Genomic DNA, 19,709 nt, shown 5'->3' on the forward strand with positions numbered 1-19,709 from the left:
AAACAACCAGCCTTTCTCCTATGCAAATAAGCTCCAAGTACTTATCGTATCCCATATTATTTTCATTTTTATTATTCTTTTCTTTTATTTCCAATGCACAGTCAGAAGGCAAAATAGAGGGCAAAATAAACTCACAAAAAGGAGGAGCGCTAATTGGAGCTACTATTTCCCTATTCACCATTGCTTCAGAACCTTTGCAGGTAAAATCGACTGACAGTACCGGTTATTTTCTTTTTTCCGGCCTCAAGAATGGCATTTTTTCCATCACCATCAGCTATACTGGCTATGACACTTACCGGATAGACAGCATCATTATTGATAATAATAACCGGATCGTTGTCATCAACCAGACATTAAATCCATCAGGAGATAAGATGCAGGAAGTAGTAGTAACTTCGCGGAAGAGATATATTGAACAGAGAATAGATCGTACTATCGTCAATGTTGAGGAAAATTTGGCCAACGCAGGAGTAACAGCCCTGGATGCATTGAAAAACGCACCAGGCGTAACAGTAGACCAGAATGAGAATCTACTTTTGAAAAGTAAAGCGGGCGTGCAGGTTTATATTGATGATAAGCCAGTCAATCTGTCCGGTGATGAATTAGCCAGTTATCTTAAATCTATCCCAGCAAGTACTATTTCGAAGATAGAGTTAATGACCAATCCACCCGCCCGCTATGAAGCAGAAGGTACGGCTGGCATCATAAATATCCGCACCAAAAGAAGCAAGGGTCAGGGATGGACCGGAAGTTTTTCTACCAGTTACGGACAGGGCATCTATTGGAAAAATACCAATAGCTTGAACCTTAGTTATAAACAAGGTAAAATAAATACTTTCCTTAATATAAGTTATATCGCCAATCGTAATTACCGAAAGATAAACATTGCCCGACAATTCGAAAAAAGCGACCAATCTATTGAGTCTATTTTTGAGCAGGATTCTAAGTTTAGGCTAAAAAGAGAAGCATGGAATTTGCGCACCGGTTTCGATTATTTCCTAAATAAAAAAAATGTCTTAGGACTGGTATTCAATTACAATGTCAGCCCATTCGAACAAGACATATACAACTCCAACTATTTAATGAATGCAGAAAGACAAATAGACTCAACAGTACTGGCTAACAACCTACAGGACAGCAAATCTAAAAACCCTGGTCTTAATATAAATTACTCACATACTTGGGATGAAAAAGGTTCATCCTTGAACCTTAACCTTGATTATATTGGTTATGATTACAAGAACGATCAGTTCTTTATGAATACAACCTACTATCCCAACAAGCCGCCAGGTGAGCCGGAAGAAATAATAGCCAATCTGCCAAGCAAGATCAATATCTACTCATTTAAAGCAGACAACAGCATTATCATGGAAAATGAAACATCGCTGGATGGAGGTTTTAAGTTTAGCTATGTAAATTCGGATAACATAGCAAGTTTTTTCAACATAAAAAACAACATACCGATTCCGGATTATAATCGTAGTAATCAGTTTAAATACGAAGAGTATATCAACGCCGCATATATTAACTTTAATAAAACCCTAAAACAGTTTACTTTTCAGACAGGTTTGCGTTTTGAAAACACTATTAGCAAAGGAGACCAGACAGGGAACATACAGCGTCCTGATTCTTCTTTTAAAAGAAACTACAGCAACCTATTCCCAACAATCTATATGCTCTACAAACTGGATTCTTCAAGCAAACACCAACTCTCCTTTTCTTACGGCAGAAGAATTGACAGGCCATATTATCAGGATATGAATCCTTTTATTACCATAGTTGACAGGTTTACTTATTTTGCCGGAAACCCCTATTTACGTCCACAATTCAGTGACAAAGTGGAATTATCACACATTTACAACAACACGCTAACTACGACAGTATTTTACAATACAACAAAAGACATAAGGGATGAAGTCATCAGGCAAGATGGCAACATTTTCATTAGTACTTTCGGCAACATTGGCAAAAGAGTTACAGTCGGAGTTAACCTTAGTGCTTATTGGCAACCAGTAAGATGGTTGATCACTAACTTTTATACAGAAGTAGCCAATACCCGTTTCGATGCAGTGATAAGCAATATCCCCATAGACATCAATCGCACCTATTGGAGAGTCTATCTGGATAATCAATTCGATTTAGGCAAACAATGGAATGTAAGTATGAGTGTTAATTACAATACTAAAAATATCCAGGGACAGTTCCTTAACGATCCACTGTTGTTTGTACAGATGGGGGGCGGCAAGAAAATCCTGAAAGGCAAAGGAAGCATCAGGCTTAATTTTACGGACATTTTCTATACCTGGCAACCCAAAGGCACCATAAATTTCATTCCAAAAACAAGAGCCAGCTTCAAAAACTATTTTGATAGCAGGGTAGTGAATATATCATTTAGCTACAACTTTGGCTCCAAAGATAAGGTCAATCGCCAGCGACAAAGTGTTGACGAAGAAAACAGGATCAAAACAGATTGACAATCTCCGTGCTCTACTACTGCACCAATACTATAATATTTGTTATTGTATTTCTCTCCGCGGTAAGAGATAATGTATACTGTCCTGCCGGCAAGCGAACTGTGCTCATTTGAATCAGGCCGTTGATGGCGGTGTATTGTTTTTGTTGTATGATGCGGCCGTCGGCGGTTGTCAACTTTGCTGTTACAATGCCGGTGATGCCGGGCAATTGTACTGTCAATGGTTGTCCTGCGCGCACGGGGTTGGGGAATACCAACCAATCTCTTGTTTCATCAAATACTACCAGTGCTGTCTTTGAATATTTCTTGCGGTCGCGGTCAACTGCTACCAGGCGGAAGTAATTCTTGCCGCGCATCGGATGCTCATCGCGCCATTGGTATTGTGTGACGTTGGGCAGGGCAGGGGTGCTATAGACCGGTGTATAATCGCGGCCATTGCTGCTACGCTCCAATGTAAATTGTGCACCTTCTTCATAGGAAGCCACTGTCCACCTGATCAAGACCGTCTTTTGTTGTTTTACTCCTGTGAATGTGAGTATGTCTAATGGTAATAAAACACCTTCGGAACGGCCAACGGTTAATGGGTAACGCCAAGGGCCAAACCGCTGTCCGGTCAATGATGTGGTTGGGCTGTATTCTACCCGTGCACGCAGCAGGGTGGACTTGCCGGTCTTCGTTATCTGGCTTTTCAGTTCAGTACCTGTCAACCCGATGTTTGTAAAGGCTGCCTGTCTGCCCGTGTAAGCCGTGCTGTTGGTAACCGGGTTGCCACTGAAGGAGTTTCCTGTTGTGCGGGTTTCCCATACCAACCGGGCTTTTTGCAAGCCTTGTGAAGAGCGCACCAATAATCCGGCACCAAGGGTTCCTTCCGGTACATTGGATACGCCTAATGGTGTTGTGAGGTTGGCATTGTACAGGCGCAGGTTGTTGCGCTGGCCGGTGTGGTTGCCACCGCCATAATACAGGTACACGTTGCCCATGGTTTCATAGTCCAGGTTGCTCACGAGTATATCTGAAAAGCCGTCGCCATTAACATCTCCGGCAGTACTGGCTGAAGTTCCAATGCCACTGCCCAATTGCCAGGCATGGAGACTGTCGGGCACCGCTGCTAATCCTGTCGGTGTTCCTTTGTAGATGTAGGTTATTCCTCCATTACCTCCTCCATAATGTGGATCGCCGATCAACACGTCTGCATAGCCATCAGCATCGATATCTCCGGCGCCAGCTATTATGTACCCAAACAGGGTACTTGGGGGCTGTACTTTGATCAATGTATCGGAAGGCGTGGTACTGATACCTCCCGTAGATCCCAGGTATATATATACCCGCCCTTCGTCGTAGCCGCCTGCATATTCTACTGCACCGACCATTACATCTGCATATCCATCCGCATTGATATCTCCGGCGCCAGCTACGGATATTCCAAAGAATGCTAACTCCTGGTTGGCATTATCGAGGATCACCGGGTTGGCAGACACCAATCCGGTATCTGAGCCCATGAATATGTAGGCCCTGCCTTCTCTTGCATGGCTGCCATCAGTAGACGCGAACGCGCCGATAATCACATCGCCGTAGCCATCTCCATTTACATCGCCAGCGCTGGCCAGTGAACGGCCAAAGCCTGCCATATCGGGTTCATTGGTTCCTTGTATAATATGATCAGGTGTAGCCGGTAGTCCTGAAGCTGATCCATAATACACAAACACTTTTCCTGTATCGATGGTGACTACTTCATTGTAAGCGCTTATCAACACATCTCCGTATCCGTCGCCATTCAGGTCGCCCGCACCGGCAACAGCATATCCAATGCGTTGGTCCGGCGCACCTGTGATCGTTGCCGGTGTCATTATCAATCCGGCTGATGAGCCATAGTAGATGAATACACCGCCTTGTGTACCGTTGTAGCGAGGTGCGCTCACGATGACATCTGCATAGCCGTCGCCATTCACATCGCCACCGGATACGGAATAGCCCAGTTTGCAACCGGGTTGATTGACATCAAGGGTGATATCGGGTATTTCCGGTAATCCATTCGCCGAGCCATAATACACATAGGCCCTGCCTTCGAAATTGGTTGTTCCTTTTATGAAGTTGTGGTCTCCAATCACTACATCCGAAAAGCCATCGCCGTTGATGTCGCCCACGTGTTGCATCGATTTACCAAAGCTGATCAACGTAAGGCCCTGGTGGTTCATCACTACCGCGGGCAGCACATTGTTCAGGCTGTCGGGTTCGCCATGGAATATATACGCTCTTCCGGCATTGAGGCTATCTCCGGCATCATAGTCTGCATCTCCTGCAACAATATCGGTGTAGCCATCCCCATCAATGTCGCCGGCGGCGGCCAGCGCCGTAACGGCAACACTGTGGGGAGAATCTACGATATAATAAGCTGTATCCTGCAGTCCTGTGGCGGAGCCATGCATGATCAACAGGCGCGGTACGTTGTTGATAGTGTCCTTGCCGCTCACTACGATATCTGCATACCCATCTCCGTTTATATCGCCTGCGCTACCTACAGGCCCGCTGAAGGCAAGGCCTACACGCGTGGTGCTGTCAATGATAACGGGATCGGCCGGCAATCCTGTCGGGGATCCATAATATATCAATACGCGGCCAATGCTATGGAAGGGATTGGGACCAAACATATCATCATGGTACCTGGATTGCCCCACTACCAGATCTGTATAGCCGTCTCCATTGAGGTCGCCACCGCCTGCCATCGACCGACCGAAGTGTGTAGATTCAATGGGTTGTGTGTTGGTGTACATGTAAGCAGGGGTGAGGGTAAGTCCTGTAGCGGAGCCGTAGTACACAAACACAGCGCCATCATCCTGGGGAACGAATATGTCGTAATCGGGCGCGCTCACGGCAATGTCGGAATAGCCGTCGCCGTTGACATCGCCCATACCTGTGACAAGTGCACCAAAGTGACCCATGTATTGATCGCCTTCCACATAATCATTTCCTGAAAACCCTGTAGGCGATCCATAAAAAACGTACGTGCGCCCTGTCATTCCATTGGGAAATCCTCCCGAGTACCCATATCCCGGGGCGCCCACAATGATATCTGAATAGCCATCGCCGTTCACATCTCCGGCTCCTGCTACCGACTCTCCAAACATAGAAAATCCAAAGTCCTCTTTCAGTATGGTGTCGGCTTCGGATGCGATACCGGTGGGTGAACCAAAGTATACCAGGGCTTGTCCTCTTGCCGCATTGTATCCATCATCGCTGGCATACATGGCGCCTACAACGAGGTCGCCATATCCATCTCCATTAACATCTCCTGCACTGGCTACAGACGAGCCAAAGCGTTCTCCTTGATCTATATTGCAGTGATACTCCAATGTGAGACTGGGTATTACCGGCAATCCTGTAGCGGCACCATAATATACATAGACTCGTCCTTCATTGTTAAACCAATCGATGCTATCGTATATGGGTGCGCCTATCACTACATCGGAATAGCCATCACCGTTCAAGTCTCCTGCACTGGCTACGGAAGCGCCAAATGTCGCTTCTGCTTTGCCTGGCCCCGGCAGCACGCTATCATTGAACAGGTTGGCGAAGGAAAGGTCGTAAGAACTTATCCTGTTGCTGGCAGCGTCCTGTTGCCCGATGTGCTGCAAAGCGGCGTTGTACCAATCTGTTTGTGCCGGTGGCACCGATTGGTCATAACGGATAAGAACGGGAGTAGTGGCAGGCTGATACAGGAAAGCGATCAGCAATGACAATAGCGGGGTCATCATCATGCGCATGGCAATAAGGTTTACGTGTGTTAAAAGGAAGGGCGGGTAGAGATGATGGCTATTGGAAATAGTTTGCCAGGGGCGGTAAGCAAGAATTGATGGAGGATTGAATTATAGGCGGGTGCGCGGGGATATTCAGATATAATTGCAATTTAAGGCTTCTTTTTTTCTCAACCAATACCATTTACTGGGGATAAAGGAACGCCCGGTGTAGAAACACCGGGCGTATGCTACTTGTGAACTAACTATAACTGCCGTTACTTTGTTGTCAACTCGAATGGAATGGTATAGATTAATTCGGCTACACCGTTCGTCTTTACCCCCACACGCACAAAAATGGAGGCTTTTGTCTGCAGGGCTGCGGGTACATTGGCCGTTATCGTTACCGGCTGCGTCAGATCTGTGATCTGCGCTGCGGGTTTTGATACGTTGGCCGCGTTGTTGTTTTGGTCAACGATGGTGGTTTGTCCAATGTACAACCTTGCTGCTTCCAGTGTCCTCGTCTGGTTTACACGTTGCAGGTTGAACGTAGCTGTTACTACGTTGTTGCTTCTTGTGTAGGTGGCATTGCTGATGATGAAGAAGGGATCTACTGTTACATTGATATCTGATGTTCCTCCCTGTACGTCGATGGAATCAGTTTTGTCTGCCCAGGGGCCGTTGCCTCTCAGCAACGTGAGTTTGTAGTTTCCGCCAAACACTTTTGCGGAAAAGGTACCGTCCTGTTTTACGTACACTGCTATTTTATTGCGGAGCTGATAGCCATATTGCCATAGCTCCAGTTCAACGCCTCCCGACCTTACGCTCAACGCCTGGTTCTGGTAAACTATCTTGCCACTGATGACGGCAGATGGCGGCTCTTTGTTATCTTTTTTGCAGCCGATAACAAACAGCAGGAGGGTGATGTATAATAGATTAAGACCTTTCATATAATGAGTTTTATGCTTTATTGTAATGGATTACGCACAATGAGCGGATTGTTGTCCAGTACAGCCTGTGGTATGAATGTATAGTAGTTCCTCACCTGGAAGAACCTTGGCCCGATGAATCGTGGCGCCTGTATTTTATCGAATACGAATTTACCATCAGCAGGATGGCCGGGGCGCACTACACGATAAGGGTACAGGGCATAGACAACAGACGAGGGGTTGGTGGTGTTACCATTCCATACCTGGTCGGCTATTCTCCAACGCTTGAGATCCCATACGCGATGGTCTTCAAAGGCCAGTTCTACCCTTCGCTCGTTCCTGATCTTATCGATGTTGATGGTGGCCAGACTGTTCGCGGGGAAGCCTGCTCTTTCTCTCAACAGGTTCACATATTTCAGGGCATCGGCTGTGTTGTTCAACTCAAGGGCTGCTTCTGCTGCATTGAGGTAAACTTCTCCCAGCCTCATCCATACGAACCATACGTCGCTGAGGATACCACGGGTGCTGGTACCGCCGCCATCGTCAATGTACTTACGCATGTAAAAGCCGGTATTGGATACGTCCTGGATGGAGCGGTGTGGACCTGATGCTGCTACCAGCGTTTTTCCATCTGTGTGGAGTGAACCCAGTTGGCTACCTTCCACGGTTTGGTAGGCGGAACCATTCCAAACTTTTACGCCTGCCTGCATTTCGATGGTGTATCCTTTGAATGCACTACCGGGATAAAGGATGGTGCCAAGGAGGCGACCGTCTTTGTTGGCAAAGATGTCCTGTGGCCTGTCGTAGTATATGTAATCTGTGTTGCCTGCGTTCATGTTCTTGAGTACGCCAGGTGAGCCGTCGAGGTAATCAGACGCTTCTACGAGGTTGAGTGAAGGCACTACCTGTGAGGAGGACAGGTTGTCTTCACGGATGCCACGTGCAATGTTCTCATAGGTGAAGCCGTGGCGTTTGTTTTTTGCCGAGAGGTAGTCTTTCACGAAGATGGCTTCGCGGTTGCTGGCTTTTTTGGTCACAGCTTCATAGAATGCCGTTGCCGGGTTGGCAGGATTCGTTTTCAGGAAGTAGGCATTGCTATTGATCACTTCCATAGCTGCGTCGTAAGCTTTCTGGTAATACTCATTGGCCCTGTTGGCAGGGATACCTACTTCGCCACCGGCAGTAGTAATGGGAACGGGGCGCAGGTTGTTGTATTTGGCCAGTGAACCAGCATAAAGCATGGCGCGGCTTTTCAGGGCCATCGCTGTATACTTATTAGCTCTGCTGGCGCTTGGGATATTATTGGTTATGTTGCCCAGCAGTCCTTTGATCTCATCCAACTCTTTTGCGATGAAGTCATATACTTCGGCTTCTTTAGCTCTTGGCTGACGCAATGGGGTTACATCGCCACTGTAGTCATAGATCAACTGTTTGGTAACGATGGGTACTCCGCCCATGCGGCGCACCATTTCAAAATAGATCCAGGTCCTGATGAACCTCAGTTCTGCCTTTGTTTGTGTTTTCACTTCTGCATTGAGGTTAACGCCCAGCTCGTCTATTTTTTCCAGCGACAGGTTGATATCCCTGATGAGGTCATAATCCCAATAGGACCATCTGTCGGCTGCATAGGATGCGATGTTGTTGCGTCCTTCATCGTTGGAGTTGCCCGACCACATGGCGTCGTCGTAATCGGCCATGTTGCGCCAGTTGCCATCGATACTCATATCGCTGGGTATGCGGTTGTAATAGTTGGCCAGCAATGCGAGTAATTGTTTGGGGTCGTTCCACACCTGGGCGTCGGTCAGGATATTTTTCGGCTGCCGTTCCAACCAGTCTTTTTTGCAGGAAAGCAGCATCGTACTCACTATGACTGCATATAATGCTATATGTATTTTTTTCATGATCGGAATCTTTTAGAATGACAGGTTAAATCCAAAGGTGAGCAGCTTTTGTGGTGGGTACACGAGGCCACCGCCAGAAGTGATCTCCGGATCGATTTCCAATTTGTTCACATTGTCGAGGGTGATCAGGTTGGTTGCATTCACATAGAAGCGCAGTTTTTTGGCTCCTATGCGGCTGATGATGCTTTTGGGCAGATCATATCCCAACTCGATGTTGCGCAAACGCAGGTAGGTGATATTGGTTGTCCAGAAGGTATTGTTCTGGTAGTTGATGTGGCTGTTGCCTCTGCGAATGGCGGGATAGGTTCCTGCGACCCATTTGCTGTTGGGATCGTAGGGGTCTTCACGATGCCAGCGGTCCTCAAACATGTAATGGGGTGAGGTACCGTTGTTCTGGAACATGATCTTCAACTCTACTGCGCGCTCGAACGACATCATGGAAGCTCCGGCCAACACCATATTCAGGCTGAAGCCTTTGTATTCGGCATTGATGGTAGCACCAAACTGGAGGAGTGGGTTTTCACCACGTGCCCAACCGAGGGACTGCCTGTCGAGGTCATTGATGAGGCCATCGTTGTTGAAATCTTCGTAGATAAAGTCGCCGGGCAACATCGTTCTGTTACCTTGTCCGTCAATGTTGACAGGGTATTTGTCGATCTCAGCCTGTGACTGGAAGCGTCCGATCACTTTGTACATGAAGGTGGCGCCTGCACCTGCCCAACGATCCTGGTTGGTAGTACGGTATTCGTTGTATGCGTTACCGAAGGGTTGTTTGTAATCGAGGATCGACCTGTTACGCGCCAATGTTCCATTGACTCCGATCGAATAGTTGAGCTGTCCTTTGTTGTTGTTGTAGGTGATCAACATTTCGACGCCGCGTGTAGCATCTTTGTTCAGGTTCTCCAGTGGCAATCCATAGCCTGCTTCGTTGGGCAGCAGCACATCGCGCCTTACTGCGGGCACACCGGAGCGTCTGCGTTCAAAAACATCGATCTGACCGGTGATCTTACTATTGAACAGCGAGAAGTCGACGCCGACGTTCATTGTTCTGTTGGTGATCCAGGACAGGTTGGTAATAGGCACGCCTCTTGGGTCGGAACCTATGATGTAGGCGCCATCCAATACTGCATTGCCGGCGGGATAGGTGTAGCCTGGCAGGTAATCGAAGGCATTGATGCTGGCTTCGCTACCTGTTTCTCCGTAGGATGCTCTCAGTTTCAACTCATCTACAAAGCGTACGCGTGAGAAAAAGTTTTCCTGTGAGATGCGCCATCCTGCTGACACGCCTGAGAAAAAGCCCCAGCGACTATCAGGATTGTACAGGTATGATCCATCATAGCGGCCGAGCAACTCCAACAGGTACTTCTGCTGATAGTTGTAGTTCAACCTGCCAATGTATCCTGCACGGGCTTCTATCCTCCATTCATCGGCCAGGAAATCCTGTTCTGAGAATGACATCAAGGGGATATAGTTGTTGGAAGGGATGGTATGTATCGCCACATATGCGTTCTCATAATCGGATCTTTCATAGCCCGCTACTGCAGTGACGGAGTGATCGCCAAATTGTTTTGAATAGTTCAAGGTGGCTTGTACGTAACGGTTTATCACGTTGCGTTTGTGCTTTTCGCGCCAGGGGTTCTGGTTGCCATACAGGGCTCCGTTGGGCGCTCTGTCTTCATATTTACCTGTGGTAGGATTGTAGATATAAGCAGCATAAGTGTACTCCATACCATCGAAATCCTCGTTCATGTAGTTATAGGCCAATGTTGCTTTTGCCGATAGTCCAAATGGCAGGTCGTATTGGGCATTGACCTTAAGATCCATGGCATGCCAGTTGTTCTGGATCCAGCCCGTAACATCGGCTTTGTAGGTGGCCGGGTTTACGTTTACGTTGTGGGTCTGGTTAATGTAGTTAGGATTGTTATTGGCATAGGGTGCTTCGGTGGGCCACATGCTGAAGATACTCAGGAAGGGGTTGAAGTAGTCATCTAATCCCGGAACGCCTATCTGGTAGTTCTTCTCCAGGCGTAATCCTATCTGTGCGCCCAATTGCAGCCTGTTGGCCAGCTGTGTGTTCAGGTTGGCCTGTACGTTGGTACGCTGGTAGTTAAAATCTTTGAGGAGGGCATCCTGGTCGAGGTGTGATATCGATAGGTGATAGGTTGACCGTTGTGAGCCTCCGGAGGCGCTGGCGCTGATGTAGCGTTGAGGCACGTTTCTCCGTGTGACCATATCGTAATAATCATAGCTCTGATAGCCACTGTCAGTTCCCAGTCTCCATTTTTCCAGTTCTGTTTTGCTGAGTGTGGGTGATGGATCACGACCCGCGTTCTGCTCTGCTTCTACTACTGCACGCTGGTGCACATAGGCAGATGGTGGTTTGGGATAGCGGGTAAAGTCCTGGAAACCGTAGTAGCCGGAAACATTGATGGAGGGTGTTTCCCGACGACCTTTTTTGGTTGTTACCAATACCACACCGTTGGCGGCACGCAATCCATAGATGGATGCGGAGGCATCTTTCAGAATCGTAATGTTCTCAATATCTTCCAGGCCGAGGGTATTGAACACATCCTGTCCGGAACCCTGGTTGAATCCAAATCCGGTAGTAGCCGTATTTCCTCCTGTGTAGGGTACTCCATCGATCACAAACAAGGGGGCTCCCATGTTCCTGATCTGCAGGTTGAGACCACGGCCGGGGCGTGAGTCCGGGGCACGTGTAGTGATGCCGGGCACTTTACCTACCAACGCTCCTGAGGTAGTACCCGCAGGTGTTGTGGTAAGGCCTGCCGAATTGATGCTGCTGACAGCGCCGGTTACGGTAGCTTTTCTCTGGGTGCTGTAACCTACGACTACCACATCATTGAGCTGCGTGTTCTGTAACTCCATCGTTACATTCAATGCTGCACGATTGTTCACAGCTACCTCGCGTGGTTGGTGTCCTATGAAACTAAACACCAGCGTGGCGGTAGGCGATGCGCTGATAGTGAAGACGCCTGAAGAATCGGTGGTAGTGGAAGTAGCAGTTCCTTTCACCGTTACGGTAACTCCTGCGAGCGGCAGTTCTCCGGATGTCACCCTACCAGTGACAGAGGACTGAGCGAACAGGCCCGAGCTAATTAAAAGAAAGACCAGGAAGCACAGGAACCTTGCATGCAGGTAAGGTCCTTGCAACCGATCTTTCCGCAAACAATAGATTTTCCATTGTAGCAAGAATCGTTTCATGACAGTTAGGTTTTGTGAATGAAATAGATCAGTATTGGCCTTGAAATGCATTTTCTCAGACCAATACTTTTCTTTTCCGGCAATTGCCGGTACTATTTTTTAAACATAAGAGAGCCCTTACCGGTATTTCCGGTTCATAACCATTTAAGCTTTTTTAGATCAGAATGAGCCGTCCTTCATAAGTTCTTCAACAGGCTCAGGGTGACAGGCTACTCAGGATTAAGGTAATGGGGCTTTCTCTGTTTGTTTTTTTAGTGTAAATGCTGGCAGCGGTATAACTTTTCCGCCTTGCAGGGCCGATTCATGGGCCAATATGCCCACGCAGGTTATGTTCGCTGACTGTCGTGCATTGGGAAACGGATCGCGCTTATCGTACAGTGCGCTTACAAATTCATGTACCAGGTGCGGATGTGAACCTCCATGTCCTGCACCTTGTGTAAATGATAGATGCTGGTTATCGTCTGTATCGTAAACTCCTTTCGTTGTAAATCTTTGTATAGGCTCTGGGAGAAGGTGTGCATAATCAGGGCTGTGTACTTCCGATGGTATTTCGGGCTCCGGCTTTTTGGCGGTGTGCACGATCAGTGGTTCTCCTTCGATCAGTGGCCATTCTACGGATTTCTTTGATCCGTATACTTCAAAGCTTTCGCGGTATTGGCGGGCCGTATCGAACAGAGAGCGGTAGATGTGTGCGCTGAGATCTGAATTGCTGAATTTGATGTGGGTGCTTTCTACTGCAAAGGGTGAATTGTAATGCTGGTGTAATTCTTTTCTGATGGTGCCTGATCCAAAGCAGGAAACTGTTTCTGCATCCGCATTGGTGAGGGCAAGGACAGGTCCTACGCAATGGGTGGCATAATACATGGGTGGCAGGCCGGGCCAATAGTTGGGCCATCCATCCATATCCTGCTGATGGCTTGCTTTCAGGAACTGCACTTTACCGAGTTCGCCTGTGGTGTACAGTTCTTTCATGTACAGGAACTCGCGTGCGTATACCACGGTTTCCATCATCATGTAAGTGAGGCCCGTTTGGTTTACGAGCTCTACAATCTGGCGGCATTCTTCTACCGAAGTAGCCATTGGTACCGTGCAAGCTACGTGCTTACCTGCTTTCAGGGCTTTGATGGATTGTATTGCGTGGTCGGGGATGGGGGTGTTGATATGTACTGCGTCGATATCGGGATCTTGCAGTAACTCATCATAATCCGTGTAGCGTTTCTTAATGTTGAAGGCGTCGCCAATTTCGTTCAGCTTTTGTTCATTGCGCTGGCAAATGGCAACCAGTTCGGCATGGGGATGCCGCTGATAAATGGGAATAAACTCTGCTCCGAATCCGAGGCCGATGATGGCAACTTTTATCTTTTTATTTTCCATTTTCAACTATTTTATCGAATAGACTTCGGTTAACAATCGTTTCTGTGGTGGTGGCCCAATGTTTTAAGAACTGCAGGCCTTCCTGTGCAAAGCCGTCCTGGCTTTCGGCCATGGGATGCCAGAAGCAAACGGCCCCGGCCAGTTCAATATTCTGTGGCGTAAAGCTTTCGATGGTGACTATTCCTTTGTAGCCGATGGCTTCGAGCCCTCGCCTGTAAGCGTCCCAGTTCGTTTGTCCTGTGCCCGGTGTTCCGCGGTAATTCTCCGCCACCTGCAGGTGTATGAGCTTATCGGCTACTGTCTTTATCGCTTTTTCTACATCTTTTTCTTCGATGTTCATGTGAAAGCCGTCCAACATGATGCGTGCAGCGGAATGATTGATATCGTGTACCATGCGCAATGCATCTTCTGCCGTGTTGACCAGGTCGGATTCAAAGCGGTTCAATGGTTCGATGGCGATCTGCAATCCGCTCTGTGCTGCCATGTCGCTCACGATGCGGAGGTTCTTTACTGCGAGGTCCCATTCTCTTTTGCGTTGCTCATCGGGCACCATCCTTGCTTTGCCTACAGCCGAATACATGGGGCCTCCGAAAAAGCCAGCGCCCAATGCCACGCAGATGTCGAAGCAGGCTTGTATATAAGCAAAGCAGTTGCGGTGTACTGCCGGGTCTTCATTTGTCAAATCTCTCGAAGGGCCGAAGGCTCCACAGATAGATGCTTTCAATCCGTATTTCTTCAATGCTTCTTTTACTGTCTTTACGTCGATCAATGTGGGATCTTCTACTGCTATCTCCACTACATCGTATCCCATTTGGGCAATCTTTGGGAAAAGTTCTTCGATGGATGCTGTTTTGAACGGAGAAGTCCAAAGCCAGGTGCTCACTCCGTATTGTATGTTCAATGCCATTTTCTATATGCTTTCGTATACGGATGTTGTTGCTGCCTGTTCCTGTTTCAACAGAACCACTTTATATCCTCCTTTCCATCTGAAGTATGCTATGAGGAGCAGGTAGCTCACCAGCATGATGATGGGGAATATAACGATGTTGCGGAGGGCTTCTTTCTTAGCGCCATCCCTGATCGTGTTGACCGTGGCTATTTCCTGCGGACTGGCAGTGGATAGTTTTGCCTGGTCCAGTGCCTGGTAGGTGCCGAAGAGGCTTTCTTTGGCTTCGGTAACATATGTTTCGTGGATAGCGGTGTTATTGGATTTGTCGTAGGCCAGGATATTGGAGTCGATGGATTTGTCTTGTATAAATCCAAGTATGCCTGCTCCGATAACGCCTGCCGCGATCATGCCGAGGCCGCCCGTAATGTTCAGCGTCAATGCGCCGCCTTTGGGGAAACGCTCTGCTACTACGCCCAGCATCGTTGGCCAGAAGAAGGTCTTGCCCAGGCCGTATACTGTTGCGGCAACCAATATGCCTACGCCCACCGACATGGACAGCAGGTATAATCCTACGCCTGCGATCAATGAGCAGATGGCCAATAATCCGAGGGGAGAAATTTTGTGTATGATAGGACCTGCGAAGAACCGCAGTACAAACATGATGGCTGAAGTGTATACCAGTACCCAGCCCGGATGGAATCCCAGGTCGCTCATAACTGGTGTCATCAAATCGGTGATCCAGCTATCCGTGCCCAACTCCGTAGTGGCCAGCGGTATCATGATCAGCAGCAGGACTATAAATAGTGGCTGTCCGAAGCTGCGCGTGTACCAGCCAAACAGGAGGGTGATGATGGCGATGATAATGATATTGGCTACTGTAGGCCATCCGAATACGGCGCCCAATTGAAATACGATGAGTGACGTGATGATCAATGCTCCGATGGCGCCTACTTCCTGCAGCATTTCTCTGTAAGAAACACCGGCCTGTACTCTTTCGTTGAGCGGGAAGCGACGGGATATGATCATGATGCCATAAGCTATGGTTGGCAACAGGATGAGGGCGATCTTGTATTCCCAGCGGGTATCGGCTCCCATCAATATGGCAATGATGCCGCCCAGTACCAATCCACCCGGCCATGCAGCGTGCAGGATGTTCAACCATTTGGTTTTTTCTTTCCGGAACATCGTGGCTACTACCGGGTTCACCACTGCTTCGACTGTTCCATTGCCGATGGCAACGATGAACGTTCCTACATAGAGCATCCAATAGCCATTGGCAAAGATGGTAAGGATGGCAGAGGTGACGTGGCAAAAGAAGGCGAAGTACAGGGCTGTCTTATAACCAATCTTGTCGATGACAAGACTGAACAGCACAATGCTGATGGCGAATGGCCAAAGGCCTACGCCGGCGATCTCTCCCAACTGGGTTTGCGACAGGTTGAACTCTTGTCCCCATTGTGGCAGTATTACTGCCCGAAGTATGAACCCGAAGGAGGTGGTAACCAACGCCACGAAGCAAGCGTAGAACAGCTTCATGTCGGGTGGTCCTTCGGATAATTGGTTTTGTGTACTGTTAGCTGGCAAGTTTGGTTCTCTCATACGGCAATCGTTAGTTAGCAATCGTTGGTTATTTCGTTACCCGGAGTATTCCATTCATGATCCTCCAGTGACCGGGGAATGTACAGAGGAAAGGATAGTCTCCCGGTACATCCGGCAACTTGATCGTGAGTGTATATTTTCCAGCCGGGTTCACCAGTGGTGTAGCGGCCAGTACTTCGGGCATTTTAGGAACGTATTGGGATTTTGCACCATCACCATCACGGGCCAGCAGATCGGCTGCTGCGCCTACTTTGTTGCTTGTGCCGGGCTTGATCAACACAAAGTTGTGTTGCATGAAATCGGGGTTGTTCAGCACGATGCGGATCGTAGTACCGGCTTTTGCTGTGAGCAACTGCTTATCGTATTTCATGATATCCTTGACTACGTTCAGCGTGATGGTTTTATCGACTGCGCCTGCAGCGGTAGCAGCTGTGGCAGCGGTTTCTTTGCCGAGTGTTTCCAGTTTTTGTTTGGTTACATTGGCGCGCAGGATAAATATAGTGTCGGGATAATCGACTACTCTTTCGTCTCCTTTCTTATTGTCCATTCCAACGCGAACAGGCTGTGCTAATTCTGCTTTGAACAGGCCAGCTACTTTGGTAGTGGCAACTTCGCTGCTGTCGATATACAGTCTTATGGCGCCATCTTTATCGAGGCCTGCTCTGAAAGCAAATTTTGCGGGGAGCTCTTTGGGTGTAACAATGCTATATGGCTTTCCATCCTGGTTGACCTGGAAGTACATTTTATTATCCTGGACGTACAGGGTATAGCCGTTTTTCCTGTCACCTTGTGTAGCGATAACACCCGACAACAGGCGGTTGCCACCCTGGCCTTGCTGATTGTTGCCTCCACCACCGGGGCGTGGTTGCATGCGCTCGAGTTCTCCGGACAAGAGTATTTCTTTATTGCTTACCTCCGGTGATACAGCATCTGTTTGCTGCTGCCTGCCAAATGTTCTGCGCAGGGTAACTGTATTAAGTCTTGAACCAACAACGAGGCGTTGTACAATGGATGCTTTTGATAAAGGGTCATTATCTTTAAGGCCACGGCTCTTTGAAGCTGTGCGGAATCCTTGTTCATGTACTTTGCTGGCAATCGTCAATGCCTGTTTCAGCCAGGCGTCTGCTAGGTTCTCCTCTTTTGCTGCCATGCTTACCAGTACGTTGCCAGCTTCCTGTGAAGGCTTCATATCGATGGTGGCCAACAGGGCTGCCATTCTGATGCGATAATCGGCATCATCAAATACTTTTGCTTTTGCAAGGGCCGCCAATGTGGTAGCATTCTTAGGCAGCACTTCTATGGCTGCTTTGCGCACACCAGTGGATGGACTGCTCAGTGCTTTTGTGGCTACTGCCAGCGCTTCTTTGTTTGTTCCGTTCAATGCGTTCAGGCCATGTATCGTCCACAGGGCATGAACAGCTGGTGCGTTAACACCTATTTCATCTGCTTTGCTTTCTTCTACCAATTTATATAATGCAGGTAAAACTGTTTTATCTCCTTTTTCAACCAGCAGGCGCTGGGCAGTAAGGCGCCAGAACATGTTCTTATCTGACAGGGCGCTTACCAAGGCTTTCGAGTCATTCTTGCTTAATGACAAGGTATTCTTCTGGTCATTGCCTTTGTAAGTAAGGCGGTATATGCGTCCACGCTCATGATCGCGTAATGGATTAATGTAGGCGTTGCCAGCTCCGTTCTTCGCATCCAAACCAGATGAAGCGATGCTGGGGGTAGGGTTGTGCTGAATGATGAAATCGTACCAATCGGTAACCCACAAAGCGCCATCGGGACCAACTTCTGCCTGGATGGGGGCAGCCCACTCGTCGGCGCTGGCGAGCATGTTCCAACCGTCGCCCACTTCTTTGAAGCCTGCGCCATTTTTCTCCAGGACTGTTCTGTGAATCAAACGTCCGGTAGGTTCTGTTACGAAAGCAATGCGGTTCCAGTATTCTTTGGGGAAATTTCTTGCTGTGTAAAGGCTATGACCAGCGGCAGCTGTGAATCCGCCATGTACATCTACCTGGCGCAGGTTTTTAGTGGCTACGTGCATACCGTAGTGGGCATCCAGTTTTTCTACGCCTGTTTCGTTTTTGATACCTACTTTATCGAAGTATCTCTTAGGTAATCCTAAAAAGCCCGTGTGAGTATTATTGGCAGTAGAAATGAATACATCGAACTCTTCTGAGAAGCCGAGGCCCCAAGTGTTGTTACTCGTAGTAGAGAGGTATTCGAGTTGTTTGCCATCGGGTGTAAAGCGGTAAACGCCTTGTCCGAAACGGAGGGTGTCTTTGCCCACTTTTCCTTCGAAGCCAGAATAACCTACAACACCCCAGAGCATGTTGTCGAGTCCGTAGCGCAGGTTGGATGCCTGTGCGTGGGTGTCGCGCTTGCCCCAGCCTTTCAGGAGTGGCTGACGGATATCGGCTTTGTCATCGCCATTGGTATCTTTCAGGAACAGGAAATTGGGGGCCATGCTCACTATGATGCCACCATTGGTAAATACAAAGCTCGTAGGAATGTTCAGTTTATCGGCAAAGATCGTCGTCTTGTCGGCCTTACCATCGCCATCGGTATCTTCCAGGATCTTGATGCGGTCATCTCCTTTGTCTTCGTCTTTTATTTCGTTGGGGTAGTCTACTGTTTCTATTACCCACAGTCTTCCACGCTCATCCCAGTTCATGTAAATGGGATTCACCACCATTGGCTCGGCAGCAAACAACTGCAGTTCGAAGCCAACGGGCACCTGTATCAATGACATCGACTGTTCGGGAGTGAGGGATGCCTGTACTTTGGGAGCAGGATCTTTTTTCTCGTAGTTGGGAACCGGGCCGTCGGAATAGGAAGGATCGGCCAGTTTGAAGTTGGAAAGGTTATTCCTGGCGTCATCGCTCACAGCCCACAATATACCATTGTATACCAGCTTCAGGAAGCCGGGATTCAAAAAGGTCTTTTCATCATGTCCATAGGCAGTGTAGAAAACTCTACCCGCGCCGAAAGGCCGTACCCAGGTGTAGGGCTCGTGGTGACTGCCTTCGACTCTTTCTGAAAGTACCTGTATGTTCTTGCTTATCTTATCGTGCACGTAGGTTTCATCCAGTGTAGTAAAGGATGGCACGTTCGCCATTACCGGGTGCTCAGGCTTGGTGATCACCGCAGGGAATGAATCGTAGCGGTGACTCTTGAACTGTCCGCCGATCATCTCCACTACTTCGGGTGAATTGCGGAAGCAGAAGGAAGCGCTGTGTAAAGGAATGAATCCTTTGCCGTCTTTTACGAAGTTGAGTAACGCTTTTTCCTGTGAACGGCTGATCGTATCATGATTGGCATATACAATGAGTCCGTCGTATGGCTTGAGGTTTTCTTCGTTAAGGTCGTTGGGATCGGTGGTATAGGTGATGTTGATACCGTTCTTAAAGTATTCAGCAGTCAGGATGTCGGCCAGTCTTTCGGAGTCGTGGTGTTTACTTTTGTGGCCCAGAAACAGGATCTCTAACCTGCGTGGGGCCTGCCTGACCTGGTTGTCTGAGGCGGCGATAAAAAGGAAAGATAGCAGCAGTAAGCTGTTAAGCAGCAAGCGATGATTTTTGAGCATGG

At 48.3% G+C, this 19,709-nt stretch carries 9 protein-coding genes; 1 reads left to right on the forward strand and 8 read right to left on the reverse strand.

The annotated features are described in order from the left end of the window. Nucleotides 1–20: 20 nt before the first annotated feature. The gene (locus AC5JBY_RS17315; protein ID WP_495905884.1) at nt 21–2,474 is read left to right on the forward strand and encodes an outer membrane beta-barrel protein; all 2,454 of its coding nucleotides are present in this window, start codon (nt 21–23) and stop codon (nt 2,472–2,474) included. A 16-nt stretch (nt 2,475–2,490) separates the two neighbouring features. Here AC5JBY_RS17315 and AC5JBY_RS17320 read toward each other — a convergent pair whose 3' ends face one another. From AC5JBY_RS17320 to AC5JBY_RS17355, 8 genes are all read right to left on the reverse strand, one after another. Continuing rightward, the gene (locus AC5JBY_RS17320; protein WP_495905885.1) at nt 2,491–6,234 is read right to left on the reverse strand and encodes an FG-GAP-like repeat-containing protein; all 3,744 of its coding nucleotides are present in this window, start codon (nt 6,232–6,234) and stop codon (nt 2,491–2,493) included. A 248-nt stretch (nt 6,235–6,482) separates the two neighbouring features. Next, nucleotides 6,483–7,154, reverse strand: a complete 672-nt coding sequence (locus tag AC5JBY_RS17325) for a DUF3823 domain-containing protein (protein ID WP_495905886.1) — start codon at nt 7,152–7,154, stop codon at nt 6,483–6,485. Nucleotides 7,155–7,171: 17 nt separating this feature from the next. Then, nucleotides 7,172–9,034, reverse strand: coding sequence for a RagB/SusD family nutrient uptake outer membrane protein (locus tag AC5JBY_RS17330; RefSeq protein WP_495905887.1), 1,863 nt, complete (start codon nt 9,032–9,034; stop codon nt 7,172–7,174). Nucleotides 9,035–9,046: 12 nt separating this feature from the next. Continuing rightward, complete coding sequence (locus tag AC5JBY_RS17335; RefSeq protein WP_495905888.1) at nt 9,047–12,256, reverse strand: SusC/RagA family TonB-linked outer membrane protein; 3,210 nt, start codon at nt 12,254–12,256, stop codon at nt 9,047–9,049. A gap of 219 nt (nt 12,257–12,475) precedes the next feature. Then, nucleotides 12,476–13,630, reverse strand: coding sequence for a Gfo/Idh/MocA family oxidoreductase (locus AC5JBY_RS17340; RefSeq protein WP_495905889.1), 1,155 nt, complete (start codon nt 13,628–13,630; stop codon nt 12,476–12,478). After that, nucleotides 13,620–14,537, reverse strand: a complete 918-nt coding sequence (locus tag AC5JBY_RS17345) for a sugar phosphate isomerase/epimerase family protein (RefSeq protein ID WP_495905890.1) — start codon at nt 14,535–14,537, stop codon at nt 13,620–13,622. The genes AC5JBY_RS17340 and AC5JBY_RS17345 overlap by 11 nt, the downstream gene beginning before the upstream one ends. A 3-nt stretch (nt 14,538–14,540) precedes the next feature. Further along, nucleotides 14,541–16,118 (reverse strand): MFS transporter, encoded by a 1,578-nt coding sequence (locus AC5JBY_RS17350; RefSeq protein WP_495905891.1) that lies wholly within the window; start codon nt 16,116–16,118, stop codon nt 14,541–14,543. A gap of 28 nt (nt 16,119–16,146) precedes the next feature. Further along, nucleotides 16,147–19,707, reverse strand: a complete 3,561-nt coding sequence (locus AC5JBY_RS17355) for a PVC-type heme-binding CxxCH protein (protein WP_495905892.1) — start codon at nt 19,705–19,707, stop codon at nt 16,147–16,149. Nucleotides 19,708–19,709: the final 2 nt, after the last annotated feature.

The organism is Paraflavitalea sp., from assembly GCF_059502485.1.